The organism is Ensifer sp. KUDG1, from assembly GCF_050434285.1.
Classification (GTDB): Bacteria; Pseudomonadota; Alphaproteobacteria; order Rhizobiales; family Rhizobiaceae; genus Ensifer.
Genome location: NZ_JBNDIG010000001.1, coordinates 747,825 through 768,012 on the forward strand (window position 1 = coordinate 747,825; position 20,188 = coordinate 768,012).

The window sequence follows — 20,188 nt, forward strand, 5'->3', positions numbered from 1 at the left end:
ATCACAAAGGGGGCGCAGTCTGCCCGAGAGCGGAATGCTCGAACGGACGGGTTGCGCCTTGGCAATGGGGGCGATCGTGTCATTTGGAGGGCGACCGAATGGTAAACGGTGCCTCGTTAAAAGGCGAAGGCGCCGATAAAGCTTTGGGTAGGGTTATCCGCGGCTTTAGGAATCTGGTTTGCAAATGGTAAAGGCATAAAAATGAGCAGGATGGAGCAAAGAGGGCGATGACGGCCAAGGGCATTGTGATCGGAGAGGACGGATATCTGCGCTGCGCCTGGCAGGGCAATCTCGACGATTATCGTCGCTATCATGACGAGGAATGGGGGCGCCCGGTCACCGACGACCGTCGCCTGTTCGAGAAAATCTGCCTGGAAGGATTCCAGTCTGGCCTGTCATGGCTGACGATCCTGCGCAAGCGCGAGGCGTTTCGCGCCGCCTTTGCCGGTTTCGATTTCGACGCGGTCGCGACCTTCGGCGACGCGGAAATCGAGCGTTGCCTTGCCGATACCGGCATCGTGCGTCACCGAGGCAAGATCGTCTCGACCATCAACAATGCGCGCCGCGCCCAGGAGCTGAGGCAGGAGTTCGGGTCGTTGGCCGCTTATTTCTGGTCGTTCGAGCCGCAGGCGGCCGAGCGTCCGCAGGTGGTGACCTATGAGGTGATCGTCGCCAATCCGACGACCCCGACCTCGACCCGCATCTCCAAGGATCTGAAGAAGCGCGGCTGGACCTTCGTCGGCCCGACGACGATCTACGCTTTCATGCAGGCCATGGGCCTCGTCAACGACCACATCGAAGGCTGCCATTGCCGCACAGTCGTCGAGGAGCTGCGCGGCAAGCTTGCTAGGCCCCGGGCCCGGGTCGCCTGATACCGGCACCCGTCGCCTGCGTTGGGACGGACATTCGCCAGCAGCGGTGTTGGATTAGCCGCCGTTCTCGGCAAGCCACGCCTTCATCGTCTTGATCTCGCCTTCCTGCGCCTTGATGACCTCTTCGGCGAGCTTGCGCAGCGTTTCGTCCTTGCCGTATTCGAACTCCACCTTCGCCATGTTGATCGCACCTTGATGGTGGGCGATCATGCCGCGCACGAAGTCGACATCCGCGTTGCCGGTATAGGTGATGTCCATGTCCTTGTGCATGAGGGCATTGGCTTCGGCGAAGGCCTTGCTTGAAGGCGAGCCATCGCCTTTCGGCGCTGCGGCTTCGGCTGCGCCATGGTGCATGCTGCCGTGCCCGGTGTCTTCGGCCATCGCGGGTAAGCCGAGGCAGGCGGAAAGCGCGAGTGCGGCGATCAGCGGTTTCAGCGACATGGTGTGTCCTCCTTCTCTGATGTCTCGCGCCATGAGGCCTGCTGTTGCCGGCATCCGGGCGCTGCAACAATCTAGGGAAGGGGGCGCTGCGGTTTCAATCCGCCCGTTCAGGCGTCGAGCGCCGCGCGCTCACGCGGAAAGGCGAAAACGCCCTGCAGCATGTTTTCGCCGGTGGACGCGTCGAGCGACGATCGGCCGACGCAGAAGAGCTGTGCCGCCTTCAGGCTTGGCGAGTGCACGAGCGCCGTGAAGCAGAACGAGGACGGCGACGCGGTTGCCTGCTCGAGGATGTTCAGCACGGTCGCGCGATCCCGGCCGCCATAGGCGCGCACCAGGTCGACGATGCCGCAGGAGCGGGTGGAAGCGCCGAGCAGCGCGGCGGTTCGCTGGCCGAGGTGAAAGACGCCGCTGGCCAGGTCGCAGCGCCAAGTCTCGACGAAATAGTCGCTTTCATCGAGGTGGTCCATCCAGGCCAAATGCGCCCCGAGATGCCCCGGTTGGATGGCTCCCGAGCCAGGTGTCATGAACCTCAACATGATGCCCTTCCTCTCGCCGCGCGGACGTGATGTCTCGTGCTGGAGACCGCCATTGCCGCAAGGCGCTTCGATGCGTTGTTTGCCATTGAAGTGTTTCCCCGATGCAGTCATTGCAGCGAGAATTCGTTTGTGGGTACTCGGCCCTTGGCCGCGAAGATAGCCGATCACCGCTGCAGCCGGAACGTCGTCGATCGGTCGGGCGATAAACTTTTAGTGATTGCATGCTGTCTAATACGCCTTGTGGTTGAGGTCAAGTCCTCCCCGGCGCGTCGCGATGGTGCGTGATGCGAAGCCGACCCGTACCTGGCTTAGGCGCAAAGCGCCGGCGTATGGTCCGGGCGAACGCTTTGCGCGGTCCAAACCCTTGCCGCACCTCGACTGATCCGATAGGGAAAGCAGCCAACACGTGACAGTCCGGAATGCTCCCATGACCGAGAAACAGAAGAAACCGCAGAAGCTCAAGGCGCGTCTTCCGCGCGGCTTCGTCGATCGCTCCGCTGCCGATATCCGCGCGACCGACGAAATGATCGGCAAGATCCGGGCGGTCTACGAGCATTATGGTTTCGATCCGGTCGAAACGCCGCTGTTCGAATACACCGATGCACTCGGCAAGTTCCTGCCCGACAGCGACCGGCCGAACGAGGGCGTCTTCTCGCTGACGGACGACGACGACCAGTGGCTGTCGCTGCGCTACGACCTGACGGCGCCGCTCGCCCGTCACGTCGCCGAGAATTTCAACGAAATCCAGCTGCCGTTCCGCACCTATCGCGCCGGTTACGTCTTCCGCAACGAGAAGCCGGGCCCGGGCCGCTTCCGCCAGTTCATGCAGTTCGATGCCGACACCGTCGGTGCCGCCGGCGTCCAGGCGGATGCCGAAATGTGCATGATGATGGCCGACACCATGGAAGCCCTCGGCATCGCACGCGGCGACTACGTGATCCGCGTCAACAACCGCAAGGTACTCGACGGCGTGATGGAAGCGATCGGCCTTGGCGGCGACGACAAGGTGAATGCGCGGCTTACGGTACTTCGCGCCATCGACAAGCTCGACAAGTTCGGCCCCGAAGGTGTCAGGCTCCTGCTCGGCGAAGGCCGCAAGGATGAGAGCGGCGACTTCACCAAGGGTGCTGGCCTCAATGCCGAGCAGATCGACAAGGTCCTGTTCTTCGTCGGTATCCAGAATTATGCCGAAAGCGCCGACGAACTGGCGGCGCTCGTTTCAGGCACCGCCAGGGGTGGCGAGGGCGTCCAGGAACTCAACACCATCCGCAGCCTGGTCGTCAGCGCCGGCTACGGGGCCGACCGCATCAAGATCGATCCCTCGGTCGTGCGTGGTCTCGAATATTACACCGGCCCGGTCTTCGAGGCCGAGCTGCAGTTTGCTGTGACCAACGAGAAGGGCGAGAAGGTCGTCTTCGGCTCGGTCGGCGGTGGCGGTCGTTACGACGGCCTCGTGTCGCGCTTCATGGGTCAGCCCGTACCGGCAACCGGCTTCTCGATCGGTGTTTCCCGCCTGATGACGGCGCTGAAGAACCTCGGAAAGCTCGGTGCCTCGGACGTGCTCGCACCTGTTGTCGTCTGTGTGATGGACCGCGACATCGAGGCGATGGGCCACTATCAGCGCTTCGTGCAGCAGCTGCGCCATGCCGGCATCCGCGCCGAAATGTACCAGGGCAACAAGAAGAACTTTGGCGACCAGCTGAAATATGCCGACCGCCGTGGCTCGCCGCTTGCCATCATCCAGGGCGGCGACGAACGCGCCGCCGGTGTCGTGCAGATCAAGGATCTGATCGAGGGCAAGCGCCTGTCCGGTGAGATCGAGGACAATGCGGCCTGGCGCGAGGCGCGCGTGGCCCAGGTTTCCGTGCCGACGGCCGAACTGGTCGAGAAGGTGCGCGAGATGCTGACGGCGCAGGCCGAGGATCGGGCAAGGGGCTGACGACCATGGCCCTCATCAATCTGCCTGCTTTTGCCGATGCGCTGCTTGCCGACTTCGAAAGCCTCGGCACGCTGCGCGTCGACACCCCGGTGATCCAGCCGGCCGAGCCTTTCCTCGCGATGGCCGGCGAGGATCTGCGCCGCCGTATCTTCATGACCGAGAACGAGACCGGCGAGAGCCTGTGCCTGCGGCCGGAATTCACCATCCCCGTCTGTCTCCGCCATATCGAGGCGGTCACTGGAACGCCGAAGCGCTATGCCTATCTCGGCGAGGTCTTCCGCCAGCGCCGCGAAGGCGGCAACGAATTCTACCAGGCCGGCATCGAGGATCTGGGTGATACCGACACGGCGGCAGCCGATGCGCGCGCCGTCTCTGACGCCATGCGCATCGTCGCCAACCGGGTGCCGGGCCAGTCCCTCAGCGTGACGCTCGGCGACCAGGCGGTGTTTGAAGCCGTCGTTGGCGCCTGTGGCCTGCCGGCCGGCTGGCAGAAGCGGCTGATCCACGCTTTCGGCGACCAGAAGCACCTGCAGAAGCTTCTGACCGAGCTTGCCCATCCGCGGACCGTCGGCGTCTTCGGTCCCGAAGTGGTGCGGCTGTCGATGGACGGCCTGCTCGAGGACGAGGAGCGTCTCGTCGCGCATGTTGCCGCAACGATGGAAGCGACCGGCTATTCGACCAATGCCAGCCGCTCGCCTGAGGACATCGCGCGCCGGCTGAAGGAAAAGATGGAGCTGGCGAACACGCGGCTCGACCGCAAGACGCTGGACCATGTCGCTGCGTTCCTGGCGCTCGATGTGCCGCTTGCCGAGGCGCCGGCCGCACTCTTCGCTTTCGCGCAGAAATCCGGCCTCAAGATCGATGATGCGCTCACCCGCTTCGATGCCCGTGTGTCCGCACTCACCAAGACCGGTGCCGACATCGGCGCCATTCGCTATCGCGCGGCCTTCGGTCGCCCGCTCGACTACTACACTGGCCTTGTTTTCGAGGTCGAGCTTGCCGGCACGCATGCCGTTCTTGCCGGCGGTGGCCGCTTCGATCGGCTGCTGACCCTGCTCGGCGCCCGCGAGCACATCCCGGCCGTTGGCTTCTCGCTCTGGCTCGACCGCATCGAAAAGGCGATTGCCTCTGAAGGAGGCGCTCAATGACCATCACCATCGCGCTGCCGTCCAAGGGGCGGATGAAGGATGACGCCTCGGCGATCTTCGAACGCGCCGGCCTGAAGATCGTTGCCGTCGGTAACGACCGCTCCTATCGCGGCCGCGTCGAAGGCGCCGACGACGTTGAGATCGCGTTCCTTTCGGCGTCGGAAATCTCGCGCGAACTCGGCAACGGCTCGATCGATTTCGGCGTGACCGGCGAAGACCTCGTGCGCGAGGGTCTCGCCAACGCCGACGCGCGCGTCGAATTCTGCGCCCGTCTGGGCTTTGGTCATGCCGACGTTGTCGTCGCAGTCCCTGAGGTCTGGTACGACGTCGACACCATGGCCGATCTCGGCGACGTTGCCGCCGATTTCCGCGCCCGCCACGGTCGCCGTCTGGCGATCGCCACCAAATACTGGCGGCTGACGCAGAACCATTTCTCCGGCAGCCACGGCATCCAGCTCTACCGCATCGTCGAGAGCCTTGGCGCCACCGAAGGCGCGCCGGCCTCCGGTTCGGCCGACATCATCGTCGACATCACCTCGACCGGTTCGACGCTGAAGGCAAACCACCTGAAGATCCTGACGGACGGCGTGATCCTGCGTTCCGAGGCTTGCCTCGTTCGGGCGCGCAAGGCCGCCCACGACGGCGATCCGGTCGTGGCACGGATTATTGCGGCCGTTCGTAGCGTGCTTTGATGCTGCAAACGGGGCAGGGCGGGATCTCACGATCCCGCGGTTACAAAAATAAAGTAGGGCCCTCAAAAGGCGCGCCCTCCACTCCTATGTAAGTCCTGCGCGCGGCGTTCCTGCCGTTTCCCGCTGTTCCGTTCCAGGAGACCTTCATGGCCGATCTGTCCGCCTTTCCGATCACCAAGCGCTGGCCGGCGAAAAACCCTGATATCATCCAGCTCTATTCGCTGCCGACGCCGAACGGCGTGAAGGTTTCGATCGCGCTCGAAGAGTTGGGCCTGCCCTACGAGCCGCACCGCATCGCCTTCGATACCAACGATCAGAAGTCGCCCGAGTTCGTCTCGCTCAACCCCAACGGCCGCATCCCGGCGATCATCGATCCCAACGGCCCGGATGGAAAGCCGATCGGGCTGTTCGAGTCCGGCGCGATCCTCATCTATCTCGCGGAAAAGACCGGCAAGCTGCTGCCTGCCGACGCGGCCGGCCGTTACGAAACGATCGCCTGGGTGATGTTCCAGATGGGCGGCGTCGGCCCGATGTTCGGGCAGTTCGGTCACTTCTTCAAGTTCGCCGCCGACAAGGTCGCCAACAATTCCTACCCCGTCGAGCGCTACCGTGACGAAGCCAAGCGGCTGCTCGGCGTGCTCGAAGCCCGACTTGAAGGGCGGCAATGGCTGATGGGCGACGACTACACGATCGCTGACATTGCCACCTACCCATGGGTCGAGGGCGCGCGCAGATTCTATGGCGGCGCCGAGGTTCTGGATTACAAGAGCTTCCCGAAGGTGATGGCCTGGGTCGAGCGCGGCCTCTCGCGCCCGGCGGCTCTAAAGGGCATGGATGTGCCGCGCAAGGAATAGCAAACGGCGTGGCCTGTGCCAGAGTTGACGAAGCTCGGGCGGAAGGCTAGGCCTTGTTGTACAGATGAATAAAGGCAGGTGGGAAGCGTGTCCGGAAGGCTTGTTGTTGTCGGTGGCGGTCAGGCCGCCTTTGCTCTGGTTGCCAAGCTGCGTGCACTGAAGGACGAGCGGCCGATCACCATCGTCGCCTCCGAAGCAAGCCTGCCCTATCAGCGCCCGCCGCTCTCCAAAAAGTATCTCCTGCGTGAGATGAGCCTCGACCGGCTGCTCTACCGGCCGGAAGCCTGGTACGGCGAGCACGCGGTCGACTTGCGCCTCGAAACGACCGTGACAGGCCTGGACCGGGCCGGCAAGCGGGTGACGCTCAGCGACGGCACGTCGCTCGACTATGAGGTGCTGGCCTTTGCCACCGGCGCCACGCCGCGCCGGCTGCCCGCCTCTGTCGGTGGCGATCTCGAGGGTGTCTTCGTCGTTCGTGACTTCAGGGATGCCGATCGCCTTGCCGAGGAGATGAAGCCCGGCCGTCGCGCGCTCGTCATCGGTGGCGGTTACATCGGCCTCGAGGCGGCGGCCGTCGCGCGCACCTGCGGGCTGGACGTCACGGTCATCGAAATGGCCGACCGCATCCTGCAGCGTGTAGCCTCCTCGGCGACATCGGGCCTCGTGCGCGACATTCATCGTGGTCGCGGCGTCGATATCCGCGAGGGCACCGGCCTCAACCGCCTCGTAGGCGACAATGGCCGTGTCACCGCAGCGGAACTCTCCGACGGCTCCGCGTTGCCGGTCGACGTCGTCATCGTCGGCATCGGCGTGACCGCCAATGATCGCCTGGCGCATGATGCCGGGCTCGAAACCGCAAATGGCATCGTCGTCGATGCGCACGGCCGCACCTTGGATCCTGCGATCTTCGCGATGGGTGATTGCGCCGTTCTGCCCTTCGAGGATCTGCGCATCCGGCTGGAGTCGGTACAGAATGCCGTCGATCAGGCCGAAGCGGTCGCCGCGATCCTTGCCGGCAGCGACGCCCCTTACGAGCCCAAGCCCTGGTTCTGGTCCGACCAGTATGACGTCAAGTTGCAGATCGCCGGCTTCGGGCTCGGCCATGACGAAACGATCGTCAGGCCCGGCCAGCGCGAAGGCAGCGTGTCGGTCTGGTATTTCCGGCAGGGGCGCCTGGTGGCCGTCGACGCGATCAACGACGCCAAGGCCTATGTGACCGGCAAGAAGATGCTGGAGACCGGCGTCAACCCCGACCGGGCCGTCATCGCCGATCCGCAATCCGACCTCAAGGCGCTGCTGTCGCAAGCATAGGCGGCGAAACCACGCCAGGCAGCGCCTTTTGCAAAGTGCAACTTCAAGGCGGCTTGGTTTCAATTTTCATTAACGACGCCACTATTGTTTTGCCGCGCAACCGGGCGGCAAAGCGACGATTTATCATTTCCTTAAATCACCTACCGGCAACACAGATCGATTAACTGGAGGCGAGAGGTCTCGTTTCCCTGTGGTTGTTGATTTAGGCGATTGGCGATGTTCAAGGTTCTTACATGCCTGGTGGTCGAGCATAATCCCAGACTGGTCGTTTTGGCCGCACTTGTCTGCTTCCTCGCGAGCTACGGAGCAGTCACGCTGTTGCAGCGTGCTCGCGGCTCCTCGGGCAAGGCAAAAGCGATCTGGGCGACGGCGGCTGGCATCGCCAGCGGCTTCGGCATCTGGGCGACCCACTTCATCGCCATGCTCGCTTACGACCCCGGCGTCGTCCTCGGCTACCAGATGGATCTCACCGGCCTGTCGCTGGCCGTCGCGATTACCCTGACCACGACGGCACTGTTGATCGCCACCCATGTTCAGGACCGGCTCGGCTGGATTGCCGGCGGCTTCGTTCTCGGCGGCGGCGTCGCCTGCATGCATTTTCTCGGCATGGCGGCGCTCGACGTGCCGGGCAGCATCCGCTGGGATGCGACGCTGGTCGTCGCCTCCGTGGTCGTCGGCTCGCTGTTCGATATCGCCGCCCTGCGTACGATCGCCAGCATCGGCAACCGGTTGAAGGCGAAAGTCCTTGCCACCCTGCTGATGACGCTCGGGATCGTCGCGCTGCATTTCACCGCCATGGGCGCGGTCACGATCGAGGCCGATCTGCTGACGCCGACCCATGCGGGCATGATCCAGCCGCACCTGCTTGCCTTCGTCATCGCCGGCACGGCCTTCTTCCTGCTGTCGATGGTGCTGATCGCCGCCGGCTTCGCCCATCATGCCGAGCTTTCCGCGGCCGCTGCCGAACGGGAATTTGCCCGCTTCGTGCGCAGCGTGAAGGACTACGCGATTTACATGCTCGACACCGACGGCCGCGTCGCCAGCTGGAACGCCGGCGCCGAGGCCAACAAGGGCTATAAGGGCGAGGAAATCGTCGGCAAGAATTTCGCCTGCTTCTACTCGCAGGAGGATCAGCGCGACGGCGTACCGCAGCGGGCGCTCGAGGTCGCGCTGGCCGATGGCAAGTACGAGAACGAAGGCTGGCGCTATCGCAAGGACGGATCCCGCTTCTGGGCCCATGTGGTGCTCGACCCTTTCATGGACGATGAGGGCAAACACGCCGGCTTCATCAAGATCGTCAAGGACATCACCAAGGCGAAGCTTGACGCCGATCGCATCGCCGAGGTCAGCAACAATCTCGACGTCGCGCTCGAAAACATGTCGCAGGGCATCTGCCTGTTCGACAGCAACGACCGGCTGTTGCTGTCGAACCGTCGTTGCCGCGAAATCTTCGGCTTTTCCGAGACGCTCGCCGGCAAGGGGCTGACCTTCCGCGAGATCCTCGACATCGTCTTTGCCCGCATCTACTCCGATCCGGAAATGGCGCGGACCAAGGCCGACGAACTCTACCAGAAGCACCGCATCGAAATGGTCGGCAACGGCGGCGGCGATATCGTCGAGAAGCTGGTCAACGGCCGTTCGATCCTGACCAAGCATCGCACGCTGCCCGATGGCGGTTGGGTGAGCACCTATGAGGATATCACCGAGCGGCTGGACACCGAGGAGCAGATCACCTTCCTTGCCCGCCACGACAGCCTCACGGGCCTGCCGAACCGGCTGCAGTTCAGCAGCTATCTCGAAGAGGAACTGGACGCAGCCGCCTGGTTCAACCGCAAGGTCGCCGTCATCGGCATCGATCTCAACAAGTTCAAGGAAGTCAACGATCTGCACGGTCACGCCGCCGGCGACTTCGTGTTGGTGACGATCGCCCAGCGCGTCAAGGGCCTGCTGCAGGAGGGCGAGTTCGTGGCGCGCCTGGGTGGCGACGAGTTCGCGGCGGTCAAGCGCTTCGAGGAACTCTCCGAGCTCAACGACTTCCTGCGCCGCATCGAAAAGAGCCTGCACGAGGAAATGCGCTTTGGCGATTTCGAGCTCAAGTCGGGCGGCAGCATGGGTGTCGCGATCTATCCGCAGGACGCGGAGACGGCCGACACGCTGATCAATAATGCCGACCTCGCCATGTACCGGGCGAAGGCTGCGCTCAACCAGACCGTCTGCTTCTACGAGGTGTCGATGGACGAGGCCGCCCGCCAGCGGCGCGCGCTTGCCAACGATCTCTGGGACGCGGTCGAGAAGAAGCAGCTTGCCTTGCACTACCAGGTGCAGAAGTCTGTGATGACCGGAGCCGTCATCGGCTACGAGGTGCTCCTGCGCTGGAGCCATCCGGAACGCGGCATGGTGCCTCCGAGCGAGTTCATCCCTCTTGCCGAGGAGTGCGGCGCGATCCTGCCGATCGGCGAATGGGTGCTGCGCGAAGCCTGCCGCGAGGCGGCGGGCTGGGAGAGCAGCCACAAGATTGCGGTCAACCTCTCGCCGGTCCAGCTCGCCAACGGCGACATCGTCAGCCTGGTGCAGGACGTGCTTGCCGAGACGGGTCTCGACCCGAACCGGCTGGAGCTCGAAATTACGGAATCGACGATCATCGACGACAAGGAGCGGGCGCTGCTGACGCTGCGCCAGATCAAGGAACTCGGCGTCACCATCGCGATCGACGACTTCGGCACCGGCTACTCGTCGCTCGAGACGCTGCGCTCCTTCCCCTTCGACAAGATCAAGCTCGACCGGAGCTTCATGTGGGAAGTGGAGGGCAGCCCGCAGGCCAAGGCGATCGTGCGCGCCATTCTTGCGCTCGGCCAGAGCCTGTCCGTGCCGGTTCTTGCCGAAGGCGTCGAAACGCAGAAGCAGCTCGATATTCTGCAGGCCGAGGGCTGCGATGAGGCGCAGGGCTATCTGCTAGGCCGCCCGGCGCCGATCACGGTGCTCTTCACGGGCAAGGACGACGCGGCGGCCGCCTGAGCCGCGCTTCCGCCGCACGCCTTCACCGCAATCGCCCATCGGGCGGTTGCGACGGCCAGGTATCTGATCAGGGATGATCTACACCCGAGCCCGCGGGCGGGCAGGGCGGGTTTACTGGCGCAGCAGCGCGCGGCCCGCGACTTCCACGAGAAAGCGTGGGAAGAAAAAGATGCCGGTGATCATGCCGGAATAGCGCTGTTCGAGGCCGGAAGATTCACCGATGCAGAACAGCGGCTGCTTCTGGCCGGATTCCTCCAGCGCGATCGTCGTCGAAAAGCAGAAGGACGAGCAGCTCGTCGCCGCCTGCTCGAACAATTCGAGCACGTGGTTGCGATCGGCCGGATCGTAGCAGCGAACGAAGTTCAGAAGGCCGCACTCCCCGTCGCGCAGGCCATGGATGGCGGCCGCCTTCTCGCCGAGACGGAACAGGCCCGTCGACAGGTCGCCGGACCATCCCTCGGAGACGCAAAACTGCTCCATGAATTCATGATGCGGAAGGCCGGGATGCGGCTGTCCCGGAACGCCGAGGGGAGCGGAATTTGCTCTGGTGATCTTAAACACGGTCTACCCCAGCAGAGTTCCCGGAGCCGCCTTCGGCGCCCCAGGGAAACGCGTCCCAATGTGCAAACTGCGCCCGACATGACCAATACGAGAGCGCACGCCACATGGTGTGGGTGTTTTCTCAAGTAGAAAGGTCGATAGATGGTAGTGGATCTCGCCGGCGAACTTATTTCGAAGGAGAGTGTCGGCTTAATTTGCGATTAAATACTTTTATTCTTTAGGTATAGTCTCGAAGATTTTCCGGATGGGCAGCGAATACGAAAAAGCCCCGGCGATTGCCCGCCTGCCTCAAGTGTGCCGCCCAGTCTCCCCTCAATCTTCGCTCACTTGGGGCGCTGTTATAGTTCGTTTTTTTTCGACTTCAACGGTTTTTTGAAGCCTGACTACAACCGATGGGTTTTTTCCTGCCGGCTGTTCGGCAGATGCTTCACCGGCGATGAATGGCATTGATAAAAAACAAGAAAGGCGACCCGAGGGCCGCCTTTCCGATCCGGATTGGATCGCTGATGCAAGAAGGCTTATCGCCTTATCACATCATGTCCATTCCACCCATGCCGCCCATGCCGCCAGGCATGCCGGCCGGAGCGTCCTTCTTCGGCAGTTCGGCAATCATGGCTTCCGTCGTGACGAGGAGGCCGGCAACCGAAGCTGCGTCCTGAAGGGCGGTGCGAACGACCTTGACCGGGTCGACGATACCCATGGCGATCATGTCGCCATATTCGCCGGTCTGGGCGTTGTAGCCGTAGTTGTCTTCGTTCTTGTCGAGGATCTTGCCGACAACGATCGAAGCTTCATCGCCAGCGTTCTCGGCGATCTGGCGGGCCGGAGCCTGCAGAGCGCGACGAACGATGTTGATGCCGGCTTCCTGGTCTTCGTTGACGCCCTTGACCGAGATCTTGGAGGCCGAACGCAGGAGAGCCGTGCCGCCGCCCGGTACGATGCCTTCCTGAACAGCAGCGCGCGTCGCGTTGAGAGCGTCGTCGATGCGGTCCTTCTTTTCCTTCACTTCGACTTCCGTCGAGCCGCCAACGCGGATCACGGCAACGCCGCCAGCGAGCTTGGCAAGACGTTCCTGCAGCTTTTCGCGGTCGTAGTCGGAGGTGGTGTCTTCGATCTGGGCCTTGATCTGGGCGACGCGGCCTTCGATGTCGGCCTTCTGGCCGGCGCCGTCGACGATCGTCGTGTTTTCCTTGGAGATCGAAACCTTCTTCGCACGGCCGAGCATGTCGAGCGTAACGTTTTCGAGCTTGATGCCGAGGTCTTCGGAGATCACGGTGCCGCCCGTCAGGATGGCGATGTCTTCGAGCATGGCCTTGCGGCGGTCGCCGAAGCCCGGAGCCTTGACGGCAGCGATCTTGAGGCCGCCACGCAGCTTGTTGACGACGAGCGTTGCGAGGGCTTCGCCTTCTACGTCTTCAGCGATGATCAGGAGCGGCTTGCCGGTCTGAACGACAGCTTCGAGAACCGGGAGCATGGCCTGGAGGTTCGAGAGCTTCTTCTCGTGGAGGAGAACGAAGACGTCGTCGAGGTCAGCGACCATCTTTTCCGGGTTGGTGACGAAGTAGGGCGACAGGTAGCCGCGGTCGAACTGCATGCCTTCGACGACTTCGAGTTCGGTTTCGGCGGTCTTGGCTTCTTCAACCGTGATGACGCCTTCGTTGCCGACCTTCTGCATTGCTTCAGCAATGTCGAGGCCGATCTGACGCTCGCCGTTAGCCGAGATCGTGCCGACCTGTGCAACTTCTTCCGAAGTGTTGATCTTCTTGGCCTTGGCCTGGAGATCCTTGACGACTTCGGTGACAGCGAGGTCGATACCGCGCTTCAGGTCCATCGGGTTCATGCCGGCAGCAACGGCCTTGGCGCCTTCGCGAACGATCGCCTGGGCAAGAACGGTTGCAGTCGTGGTGCCGTCGCCGGCGATGTCGTTGGTCTTCGAAGCAACTTCGCGGACCATCTGGGCGCCCATGTTTTCGAACTTGTCTTCGAGTTCGATTTCCTTGGCGACCGATACGCCGTCCTTGGTGATGCGCGGAGCGCCGAAGGACTTGTCGATGATGACGTTACGACCCTTCGGGCCGAGCGTGACCTTTACGGCGTCAGCGAGGATATCGACGCCACGCAGCATCTTTTCGCGCGCGGTGCGGCCGAACTTGATTTCTTTTGCAGCCATTAGAGAACTCCCGGGCTCATTGCCCATTGGTTGTCATGAAAAGGGTGGACGACGGCTGGATCAGCCGATGATGCCCATGATGTCGGCTTCCTTCATGATCAGAAGGTCTTCGCCGTTGATCTTGACTTCGGTGCCCGACCACTTGCCGAACAGAACGCGGTCGCCAGCCTTGACGTCGAGAGCGACAACCTTGCCGCTTTCGTCACGGGCGCCCGAACCGACGGCGACGATTTCGCCTTCCTGCGGCTTTTCCTTGGCGGTGTCCGGAATGATGATCCCGCCCTTGGTCTTCTCTTCAGACTCGACGCGGCGAACGACGACGCGGTCGTGCAGCGGGCGGAAGTTGGTGCTTGCCATTAGTCTAATCCCTCGATCAAATGACACTACGGATCGCAGATGGACCCGATGGATGGGTGTTAGCACTCTCATTTATCGAGTGCTAGCGATGCCGAGATAAGCTTGGGTATGGGGTGAGTCAAGGATCGGCGCCTAGATTTTTTGCTGACGGCAGTTGCCATGGACGGGCGCAGCAGGCGAGGGCGTAGGCAGCCTAGCCTCATTCTTGGCGAAATCTAGGCGATCGCGTCGATGCGTGGCATCGGCCGGATTTTGACGGTTGATAACCACGACAAAGTGCTTCTGCGTGGCGGGCGGCGTCCACAACGCATTTTTTCCTGGCTCTCGACGCCGCCGGAATCCTTGGGAAGGGGCGCCTTTTTCGGGAGACGAGACTTGTAATCTCCTGCCTTCCTTGCCATGCAAGCCGGAAACCGTGTTTGCAGGAAGCCAGAATGGCCGCAAGGATCAACAGTTTTCGCGAAATCGCCAAGCGCTACGATGTCGTTCTGTGCGACGTCTGGGGCGTTCTTCACAACGGCGTGCAGGCTTTCGCCTCCGCCTGTGAAGCATTGGCCGAGGCGCGTGCCGCCGGGCTGACCGTCGTACTCATCACCAATTCGCCGCGCCCGAGCCCGATGGTGAAGGTGCAGATCCGCAGCCTCGGCGTGCCCGACGAAGCCTATGACCGGATCGTCACCTCGGGCGACGTGACCCGGGCTTTGATCGCTGCCGCCGACAAGAAGATCTTCTTCATTGGCGCCGAGCGCGACCTGCCGCTGCTCGAGGGCCTGGGGACGCAGATCGTTTCCTCGGAAGATGCCGAGACGGTCGTCTGCGCCGGCTTCTATGACGACGAGACCGAAACGCCGGAGCACTACCGCGCGACCCTCACCGGCCTTGCCAAGCGCAAGATCCCGTTCATCTGCGCCAATCCCGATCTGGTCGTCGAACGCGGCCACCGGCTGATCCCTTGCGCCGGCGCGATTGCCAAGCTCTACGAGGAACTCGGCGGCGAGGCGCGCATTGCCGGCAAGCCCTATATCGCGATCTACCGCGCCGCCCTCGGCGAGGCGAAGGCTGCGCGCGGACCGATCGACCTCACCCGCGTCATCGCTGTCGGCGACGGCATGCCGACGGACGTCAAGGGCGCGCAGGATGCGGGCCTGGATCTGCTCTATATCAGCGCCGGTATCCATGCCCAGGAATACATGAACGAAAGCCGGACCGACGAGGCGAAGCTTGCCGCCTTCCTCAAGAAGGAGGGCGCCTCGCCGAAATATTGGATGCCACGGCTCGCCTGACGGGAAGACGGAGATGACGGTTTTTCATCGCAACGAGACCCGTGATCCGCTTCCGGAGCACTTGCGCGGTGGTGTCGTCGCCATCGGCAATTTCGACGGCGTGCACCGTGGCCACCAGTCGGTTCTCAATCGGGCGCTGGAAGAGGCGAAGTCGCGCGGCGTGCCGGCGCTCGTGCTCACCTTCGAACCGCATCCGCGAACCGTCTTCCGCCCGGACACGCCTGTCTTCCGGCTGACGCCGGCGCCGTTGAAGGCGCGCATCCTCGAAGGCATGGGCTTCGGCGCCGTCATCGAATATCCCTTCGATCGTACCTTCTCGCAGCTTTCTGCGTCGGACTTCATCCATCGCATCCTGCTCGAATGGCTGCATGCCTCGCATGTGGTGACCGGTTTCGACTTTCATTTCGGCAAGGGTCGCGAGGGTGGCCCTGCGTTTCTGATGGCGGCGGGCGGCGACAACGGGTTTGGCGTGACGCTGGTCGACGCCTTCCGTGATGAAAATGCGTCCGTCATCTCGTCGAGCTACGTCCGCGCGCTGCTCGGCGAGGGCGATGTCGCGCAGGCCGCCGGCATGCTCGGCTACCGTTATCTCGTCGAAGCCGAGGTGATTGGCGGCAAGAAGCTCGGCCGCGAACTCGGTTTTCCAACCGCCAATATGCGGCTTGCGCCCGAGGTGGAACTTCGGCCCGGCATTTATGCCGTGCGTTTTCGTCGCGCCGACGGCTCGCTCTACGACGGCGTCGCGAGCTTCGGCCGCCGGCCGACGGTCGATAGCGACGGCGAGCCGCTGCTCGAAACCTTCGTCTTCGATTTCTCCGGTGATCTCTATGGCGAGGTCTGCGCCGTGACCTTCTTCGGTCACCTGCGCGACGAACTGAAATTCGATGGCCTCGATCCGCTCGTTGCGCAGATCCGTCAGGACGAGGCCGAAGCCCGCGCGCTGCTTTCCGGCGTCACGCCGCTCGGCGACATCGACCGCAGGCTCAACTTCGCCCGATAAAAGATTTCGGTCTTCGCGCGGCGGCGGACCTTTTCAAAAGGCGGAAAACGCCTTAAACAACCGGCCACCATGACCCGGCACCGTCGATTGATCATCGATCAGCGAATTATTGGCCCGGCCTTCCGCGTGCTGTGATCAGCCGGAAGGTCCGGGATTTCGGCGTTTCCGACGCCCCAGTCATCTCTCGATACCGAGCCCATTTCGTATGCGCGGCCGTTCGCGCGAAGAAGCGATTGCAAAAACCATGACCGACACCGCTGAAAAGATCGACTATTCCTCGTCCCTCTATCTGCCGCAGACGGAATTTCCGATGCGCGCAGGCCTGCCGCAGAAGGAACCGGAAACGGTGGCCCGCTGGCAGAAGATGGGCCTTTACAAGAAGCTGCGTGCGTCGGCTGCCGGCCGCGAAAAGTTCGTGCTGCACGACGGTCCTCCCTACGCCAACGGCAACATCCACATCGGCCACGCGCTGAACAAGATCCTCAAGGACGTCATCAACCGCTCGTTCCAGATGCGCGGTTTCGACGCCAATTACGTACCCGGCTGGGACTGCCACGGTCTGCCGATCGAGTGGAAGATCGAGGAGAAGTACCGCGAGAAGGGCCAGAACAAGGACGAGGTTCCGGTCAACGAATTCCGTCAGGAATGCCGTGACTTCGCCGCCGGCTGGATCCAGGTCCAGGCCGAGGAGTTCAAGCGTCTCGGCATCGAGGGTGACTTCGACAATCCCTACACGACGATGAACTTCCACGCCGAAGCGCGCATCGCCGGTGAACTGATGAAGATCGCCAAGCTCGGCCAGCTCTATCGCGGCTCGAAGCCGGTCATGTGGTCGGTCGTCGAGCGCACGGCACTGGCCGAAGCCGAAGTTGAATACGCCGATATCGAAAGCGACATGATCTGGGTGAAGTTCCCGGTCACCGAAGGTCCCGACAGCCTTGCCGGCACCTTCGTCGTGATCTGGACGACCACGCCCTGGACCATCCCCGGCAACCGCGCCATCGCCTATTCCTCGCGTTATGCCTACGGTCTCTATGAGGTGGCGACCGCCGAGAACGACTTCGGCCCGCAGCCGGGCGAGAAGCTGATCTTTGCCAAGCGCCTGGCAGACGAGTCCGCCGCCAAGGCCAAGCTCACCTTCAACTTCGTTCGCGACCTTGAGGCCGATGAACTGTCGTCCGTGACCTGCGCCCATCCGCTGCACGGTCTGGGCGGCGGCTACGCCTTCAAGGTGCCGTTGCTCGACGGCGATCACGTCACCGACGATGCCGGCACCGGCTTCGTGCACACGGCCCCGAGCCACGGTCGCGAGGACTTTGACGCCTGGATGGACAATGCCCGCGCGCTCGAAGCCCGCGGCATCTCCTCGGCGATCCCGTTCACGGTCGACGACGCCGGCTACTTCACCGCTGACGCCCATGGCTTCGGCCCGGACGCCGAAGGTGGCGCCGGTCGCGTCATCGACGACAAGGGCAAGAAGGGCGATGCCAACGAGCGTGTCATCAAGGCGCTGATCGGTCGCCACGCGCTCTTTGCCCGCGGCCGCCTGAAGCACTCCTATCCGCATTCCTGGCGCTCGAAGAAGCCGGTGATCTTCCGCAACACGCCGCAATGGTTCGTCTACATGGACAAGGCCTTCGGCGACGGCACGACGCTGCGTTCGCGCGCCCTTTCGGCGATCGACGACACCCGCTTCGTTCCGGGTGCTGGCCAGAACCGCCTGCGTGCGATGATCGAAGGCCGTCCGGACTGGGTGCTCTCGCGTCAGCGCGCCTGGGGCGTGCCGATCGCGATCTTCGCCGACGACCAGGGCGAAATCCTGATCGACGAGGCCGTCAACGCCCGCATCCTCGATGCGTTCGAACTGGAAGGCGCCGATGCCTGGTTCGCCGAAGGCGCCAAGGATCGCTTCCTTGGCAACGACCACGATCATGCCAAGTGGCACCAGGTCATGGACATCCTCGACGTGTGGTTCGACTCAGGTTCGACCCACACCTTCACGCTCGAAGACCGTCCGGACCTGAAGTGGCCGGCCGACGTCTATCTCGAAGGTTCGGATCAGCATCGCGGCTGGTTCCATTCTTCGCTGCTCGAGGCCTGCGCCACGCGCGGCCGCGCACCCTACAACGCCGTTGTCACCCATGGCTTCACCATGGATGAGAAGGGCGAGAAGATGTCGAAGTCGAAGGGCAACACGGTCACCCCGCAAGAGGTGATGAAGGATGCCGGCGCCGACATCCTGCGCCTGTGGGTGATGACGACGGACTATTGGGAAGACCAGCGTCTCGGCAAGACGATCATCCAGACCAACATCGACGCCTATCGCAAGCTGCGCAACACGATCCGCTGGATGCTCGGCACGCTCGCCCACGACAAGGGCGAAGAGATTGCCTATGCCGAGATGCCGGAACTCGAAAAGCTGATGCTGCATCGCCTGGCCGAGCTCGACCAGGTCGTGCGCGAAGGCTACGACGCCTTCGACTTCAAGAAGATCGCCCGCGCGCTGATCGATTTCTCGAATGTCGAACTCTCGGCGTTCTATTTCGACGTTCGCAAGGATGCGCTCTACTGCGACGCGCCGTCGAGTCTGCGCCGGCGCTCGGCTCTCGCCGTGATCCGCAAGCTCTTCGATTGCCTCGTGCTGTGGCTGGCGCCGATGGTGCCCTTCACCACGGAAGAGGCCTGGCTGTCGCGCAAGCCCGATGCCGTGTCGGTGCATCTCGAACAGTTCCCGGCGATCCCGGCGGAATGGAAGAACGATGCGCTCGAAGCCAAGTGGGAAAAGATCCGCGCGGTTCGCACCGTCGTCACCGGCGCGCTCGAGATCGAGCGCAAGGACAAGCGCATCGGCTCGTCGCTGGAGGCTGCACCGGTCGTCCACGTCGCCGATCCGGAGCTGTTGAAGGCGCTGGAAGGCCAGGACTTCGCCGAGATCTGCATCACCTCGGGGATCACCGTCGAAGCCACCGAAGGTCCGGCCGACGCGTTCCGCCTGGCCGAAGTGGCCAAGGTCAGCGTCGTGCCGAAGCTTGCCGAAGGTCAGAAATGCGCCCGCTCCTGGCGGATCACGACCGACGTCGGTTCTGACGCACTCTACCCGGACGTGTCTGCCCGGGATGCCGCTGCCTTGCGCGAGCTTGGTTTCAAGGCTTAACGCATTGTTACCGGATGAATTGCACTCCTTGCGTTCATCCGGTAAAACCTGCCCGAAATTTGGCGGATTTCTCCGCCATGGGCGCTTGAGTGGCCGCGCTGACCGGTGGCCGGCTGGAAGGAATCTCATGGAAATGACGCGAGAGTTGCGAGTGCTTGCCAGCGTGGCCGCCATTTTGACGAGCGGCCTGGTGCTTACGGGCTGCATCGGTGGCCCGACCTATGGCACGGACAAGACCGCTGGCGAACAGCTCATGGACGACCTCGGGAGCGTCGCAAGCTTCGGGCCGCCGAAGCGGGATCCGGTCAAGTACCAGCCGCGTCCGGGCCTCGTCCTGCCGCCGTCGGCCCAGCAGGCCTCGCTCGTCGAGCCGCAGAAATCGCTTGCCAGCCGCGAGGCAAACCCGGAATGGGTCGAGTCTCCGGAAGAGGTGCGCAAGCGCCTGCGTGAAGAGGCCGACGCCAACAAGAACAACCCGAACTATGTCTCGCCGCTTGCCAAGGCGAGCGCCAACGGTCGCCGTCTCTCCGCAAAGGAGCAGCAGGAGGCCTATCGCGAAGGGCGCAAGATCGAAATGGGCGCCTATTCCGACAAGCGCCGCTTCCTGAGCGATCCGCCGCTCGACTACCGTCGCCTGCCTGAGGGCACCGAGACCGATCTCGGCGAGCCGGAGAAGGACAAGGAGCGCCGCCGCAAGAAGGAGGCGCAGATCAAGAATTCCGGCTCCAAGTGGTATTGGCCCTTCTAAACCCGTTTTCGCCGTTTCGTTGAAACGGCGAAATGCCTCTCTCCCCTTGATCCATGCAGTTCCGGCGAAACGCGCGTTTGTTTGCTGGAAGTGCTTGAGAAGCGCCT

Annotated in this window: 16 protein-coding genes; 11 read left to right on the forward strand and 5 right to left on the reverse strand. The window is 63.0% G+C overall.

From position 1 onward, the window contains the following. Window positions 1-227 precede the first annotated feature (227 nt). Complete coding sequence (locus M2267_RS03695) at window positions 228-872, forward strand: DNA-3-methyladenine glycosylase I (protein WP_429112558.1); 645 nt, start codon at window positions 228-230, stop codon at window positions 870-872. Between the two features lie 54 nt (window positions 873-926). On the opposite strand, the gene copM is transcribed toward M2267_RS03695, so the two are convergent. Both copM and M2267_RS03705 read right to left on the reverse strand, forming a co-directional pair. Then, the gene (copM, locus tag M2267_RS03700; RefSeq protein WP_429112561.1) at window positions 927-1,313 is read right to left on the reverse strand and encodes a CopM family metallochaperone; all 387 of its coding nucleotides are present in this window, start codon (window positions 1,311-1,313) and stop codon (window positions 927-929) included. 107 nt (window positions 1,314-1,420) lie between these two features. Continuing rightward, complete coding sequence (locus M2267_RS03705) at window positions 1,421-1,849, reverse strand: hypothetical protein (RefSeq protein WP_429112564.1); 429 nt, start codon at window positions 1,847-1,849, stop codon at window positions 1,421-1,423. A 427-nt stretch (window positions 1,850-2,276) separates the two neighbouring features. On the opposite strand from M2267_RS03705, the gene hisS reads away from it, so the two are divergent. The 6 genes from hisS to M2267_RS03735 all read left to right on the forward strand — a co-directional run bounded on the left by hisS (window position 2,277) and on the right by M2267_RS03735 (window position 10,808). Next, window positions 2,277-3,788, forward strand: a complete 1,512-nt coding sequence (hisS, locus tag M2267_RS03710) for a histidine--tRNA ligase (protein ID WP_429112566.1) — start codon at window positions 2,277-2,279, stop codon at window positions 3,786-3,788. A 5-nt stretch (window positions 3,789-3,793) separates the two neighbouring features. Further along, window positions 3,794-4,936 carry an ATP phosphoribosyltransferase regulatory subunit gene (locus tag M2267_RS03715; protein WP_429112569.1) on the forward strand — a complete coding sequence of 381 codons (1,143 nt, stop codon included), beginning with the start codon at window positions 3,794-3,796 and terminating at the stop codon, window positions 4,934-4,936. Next, window positions 4,933-5,628, forward strand: a complete 696-nt coding sequence (gene hisG / locus M2267_RS03720; protein WP_043618363.1) for an ATP phosphoribosyltransferase — start codon at window positions 4,933-4,935, stop codon at window positions 5,626-5,628. The genes M2267_RS03715 and hisG overlap by 4 nt, the downstream gene beginning before the upstream one ends. 146 nt (window positions 5,629-5,774) lie before the next feature. After that, complete coding sequence (locus M2267_RS03725) at window positions 5,775-6,482, forward strand: glutathione binding-like protein (RefSeq protein WP_043618366.1); 708 nt, start codon at window positions 5,775-5,777, stop codon at window positions 6,480-6,482. A gap of 87 nt (window positions 6,483-6,569) precedes the next feature. Next, entirely contained in the window at window positions 6,570-7,793 is a 1,224-nt protein-coding gene (locus tag M2267_RS03730; protein ID WP_043618428.1) for an NAD(P)/FAD-dependent oxidoreductase, read from the forward strand. A 216-nt stretch (window positions 7,794-8,009) separates the two neighbouring features. Further along, complete coding sequence (locus M2267_RS03735) at window positions 8,010-10,808, forward strand: bifunctional diguanylate cyclase/phosphodiesterase (RefSeq protein ID WP_429112575.1); 2,799 nt, start codon at window positions 8,010-8,012, stop codon at window positions 10,806-10,808. 111 nt (window positions 10,809-10,919) lie between these two features. On the opposite strand, the gene M2267_RS03740 is transcribed toward M2267_RS03735, so the two are convergent. The 3 genes from M2267_RS03740 to groES all read right to left on the reverse strand — a co-directional run bounded on the left by M2267_RS03740 (window position 10,920) and on the right by groES (window position 13,896). Then, window positions 10,920-11,369: a hypothetical protein gene (locus M2267_RS03740; protein WP_043618371.1), complete on the reverse strand. Its 450-nt coding sequence runs from the start codon at window positions 11,367-11,369 to the stop codon at window positions 10,920-10,922. A gap of 529 nt (window positions 11,370-11,898) precedes the next feature. Beyond that, window positions 11,899-13,539: a chaperonin GroEL gene (groL, locus tag M2267_RS03745; RefSeq protein ID WP_043618373.1), complete on the reverse strand. Its 1,641-nt coding sequence runs from the start codon at window positions 13,537-13,539 to the stop codon at window positions 11,899-11,901. Between the two features lie 60 nt (window positions 13,540-13,599). After that, window positions 13,600-13,896, reverse strand: coding sequence for a co-chaperone GroES (gene groES, locus M2267_RS03750; RefSeq protein WP_004675403.1), 297 nt, complete (start codon window positions 13,894-13,896; stop codon window positions 13,600-13,602). Window positions 13,897-14,330: 434 nt separating this feature from the next. On the opposite strand from groES, the gene M2267_RS03755 reads away from it, so the two are divergent. From M2267_RS03755 to M2267_RS03770, 4 genes are all read left to right on the forward strand, one after another. Beyond that, on the forward strand, window positions 14,331-15,179 hold the full coding sequence (locus M2267_RS03755; protein WP_192447677.1) for a TIGR01459 family HAD-type hydrolase: 849 nt from the start codon (window positions 14,331-14,333) through the stop codon (window positions 15,177-15,179). A gap of 13 nt (window positions 15,180-15,192) precedes the next feature. Further along, entirely contained in the window at window positions 15,193-16,179 is a 987-nt protein-coding gene (locus M2267_RS03760) for a bifunctional riboflavin kinase/FAD synthetase (protein ID WP_192447675.1), read from the forward strand. A gap of 244 nt (window positions 16,180-16,423) precedes the next feature. Beyond that, complete coding sequence (ileS, locus tag M2267_RS03765; protein WP_429112584.1) at window positions 16,424-19,333, forward strand: isoleucine--tRNA ligase; 2,910 nt, start codon at window positions 16,424-16,426, stop codon at window positions 19,331-19,333. Between the two features lie 127 nt (window positions 19,334-19,460). Continuing rightward, on the forward strand, window positions 19,461-20,081 hold the full coding sequence (locus M2267_RS03770) for a hypothetical protein (protein WP_043618384.1): 621 nt from the start codon (window positions 19,461-19,463) through the stop codon (window positions 20,079-20,081). The last annotated feature ends 107 nt before the right edge of the window (window positions 20,082-20,188 follow it).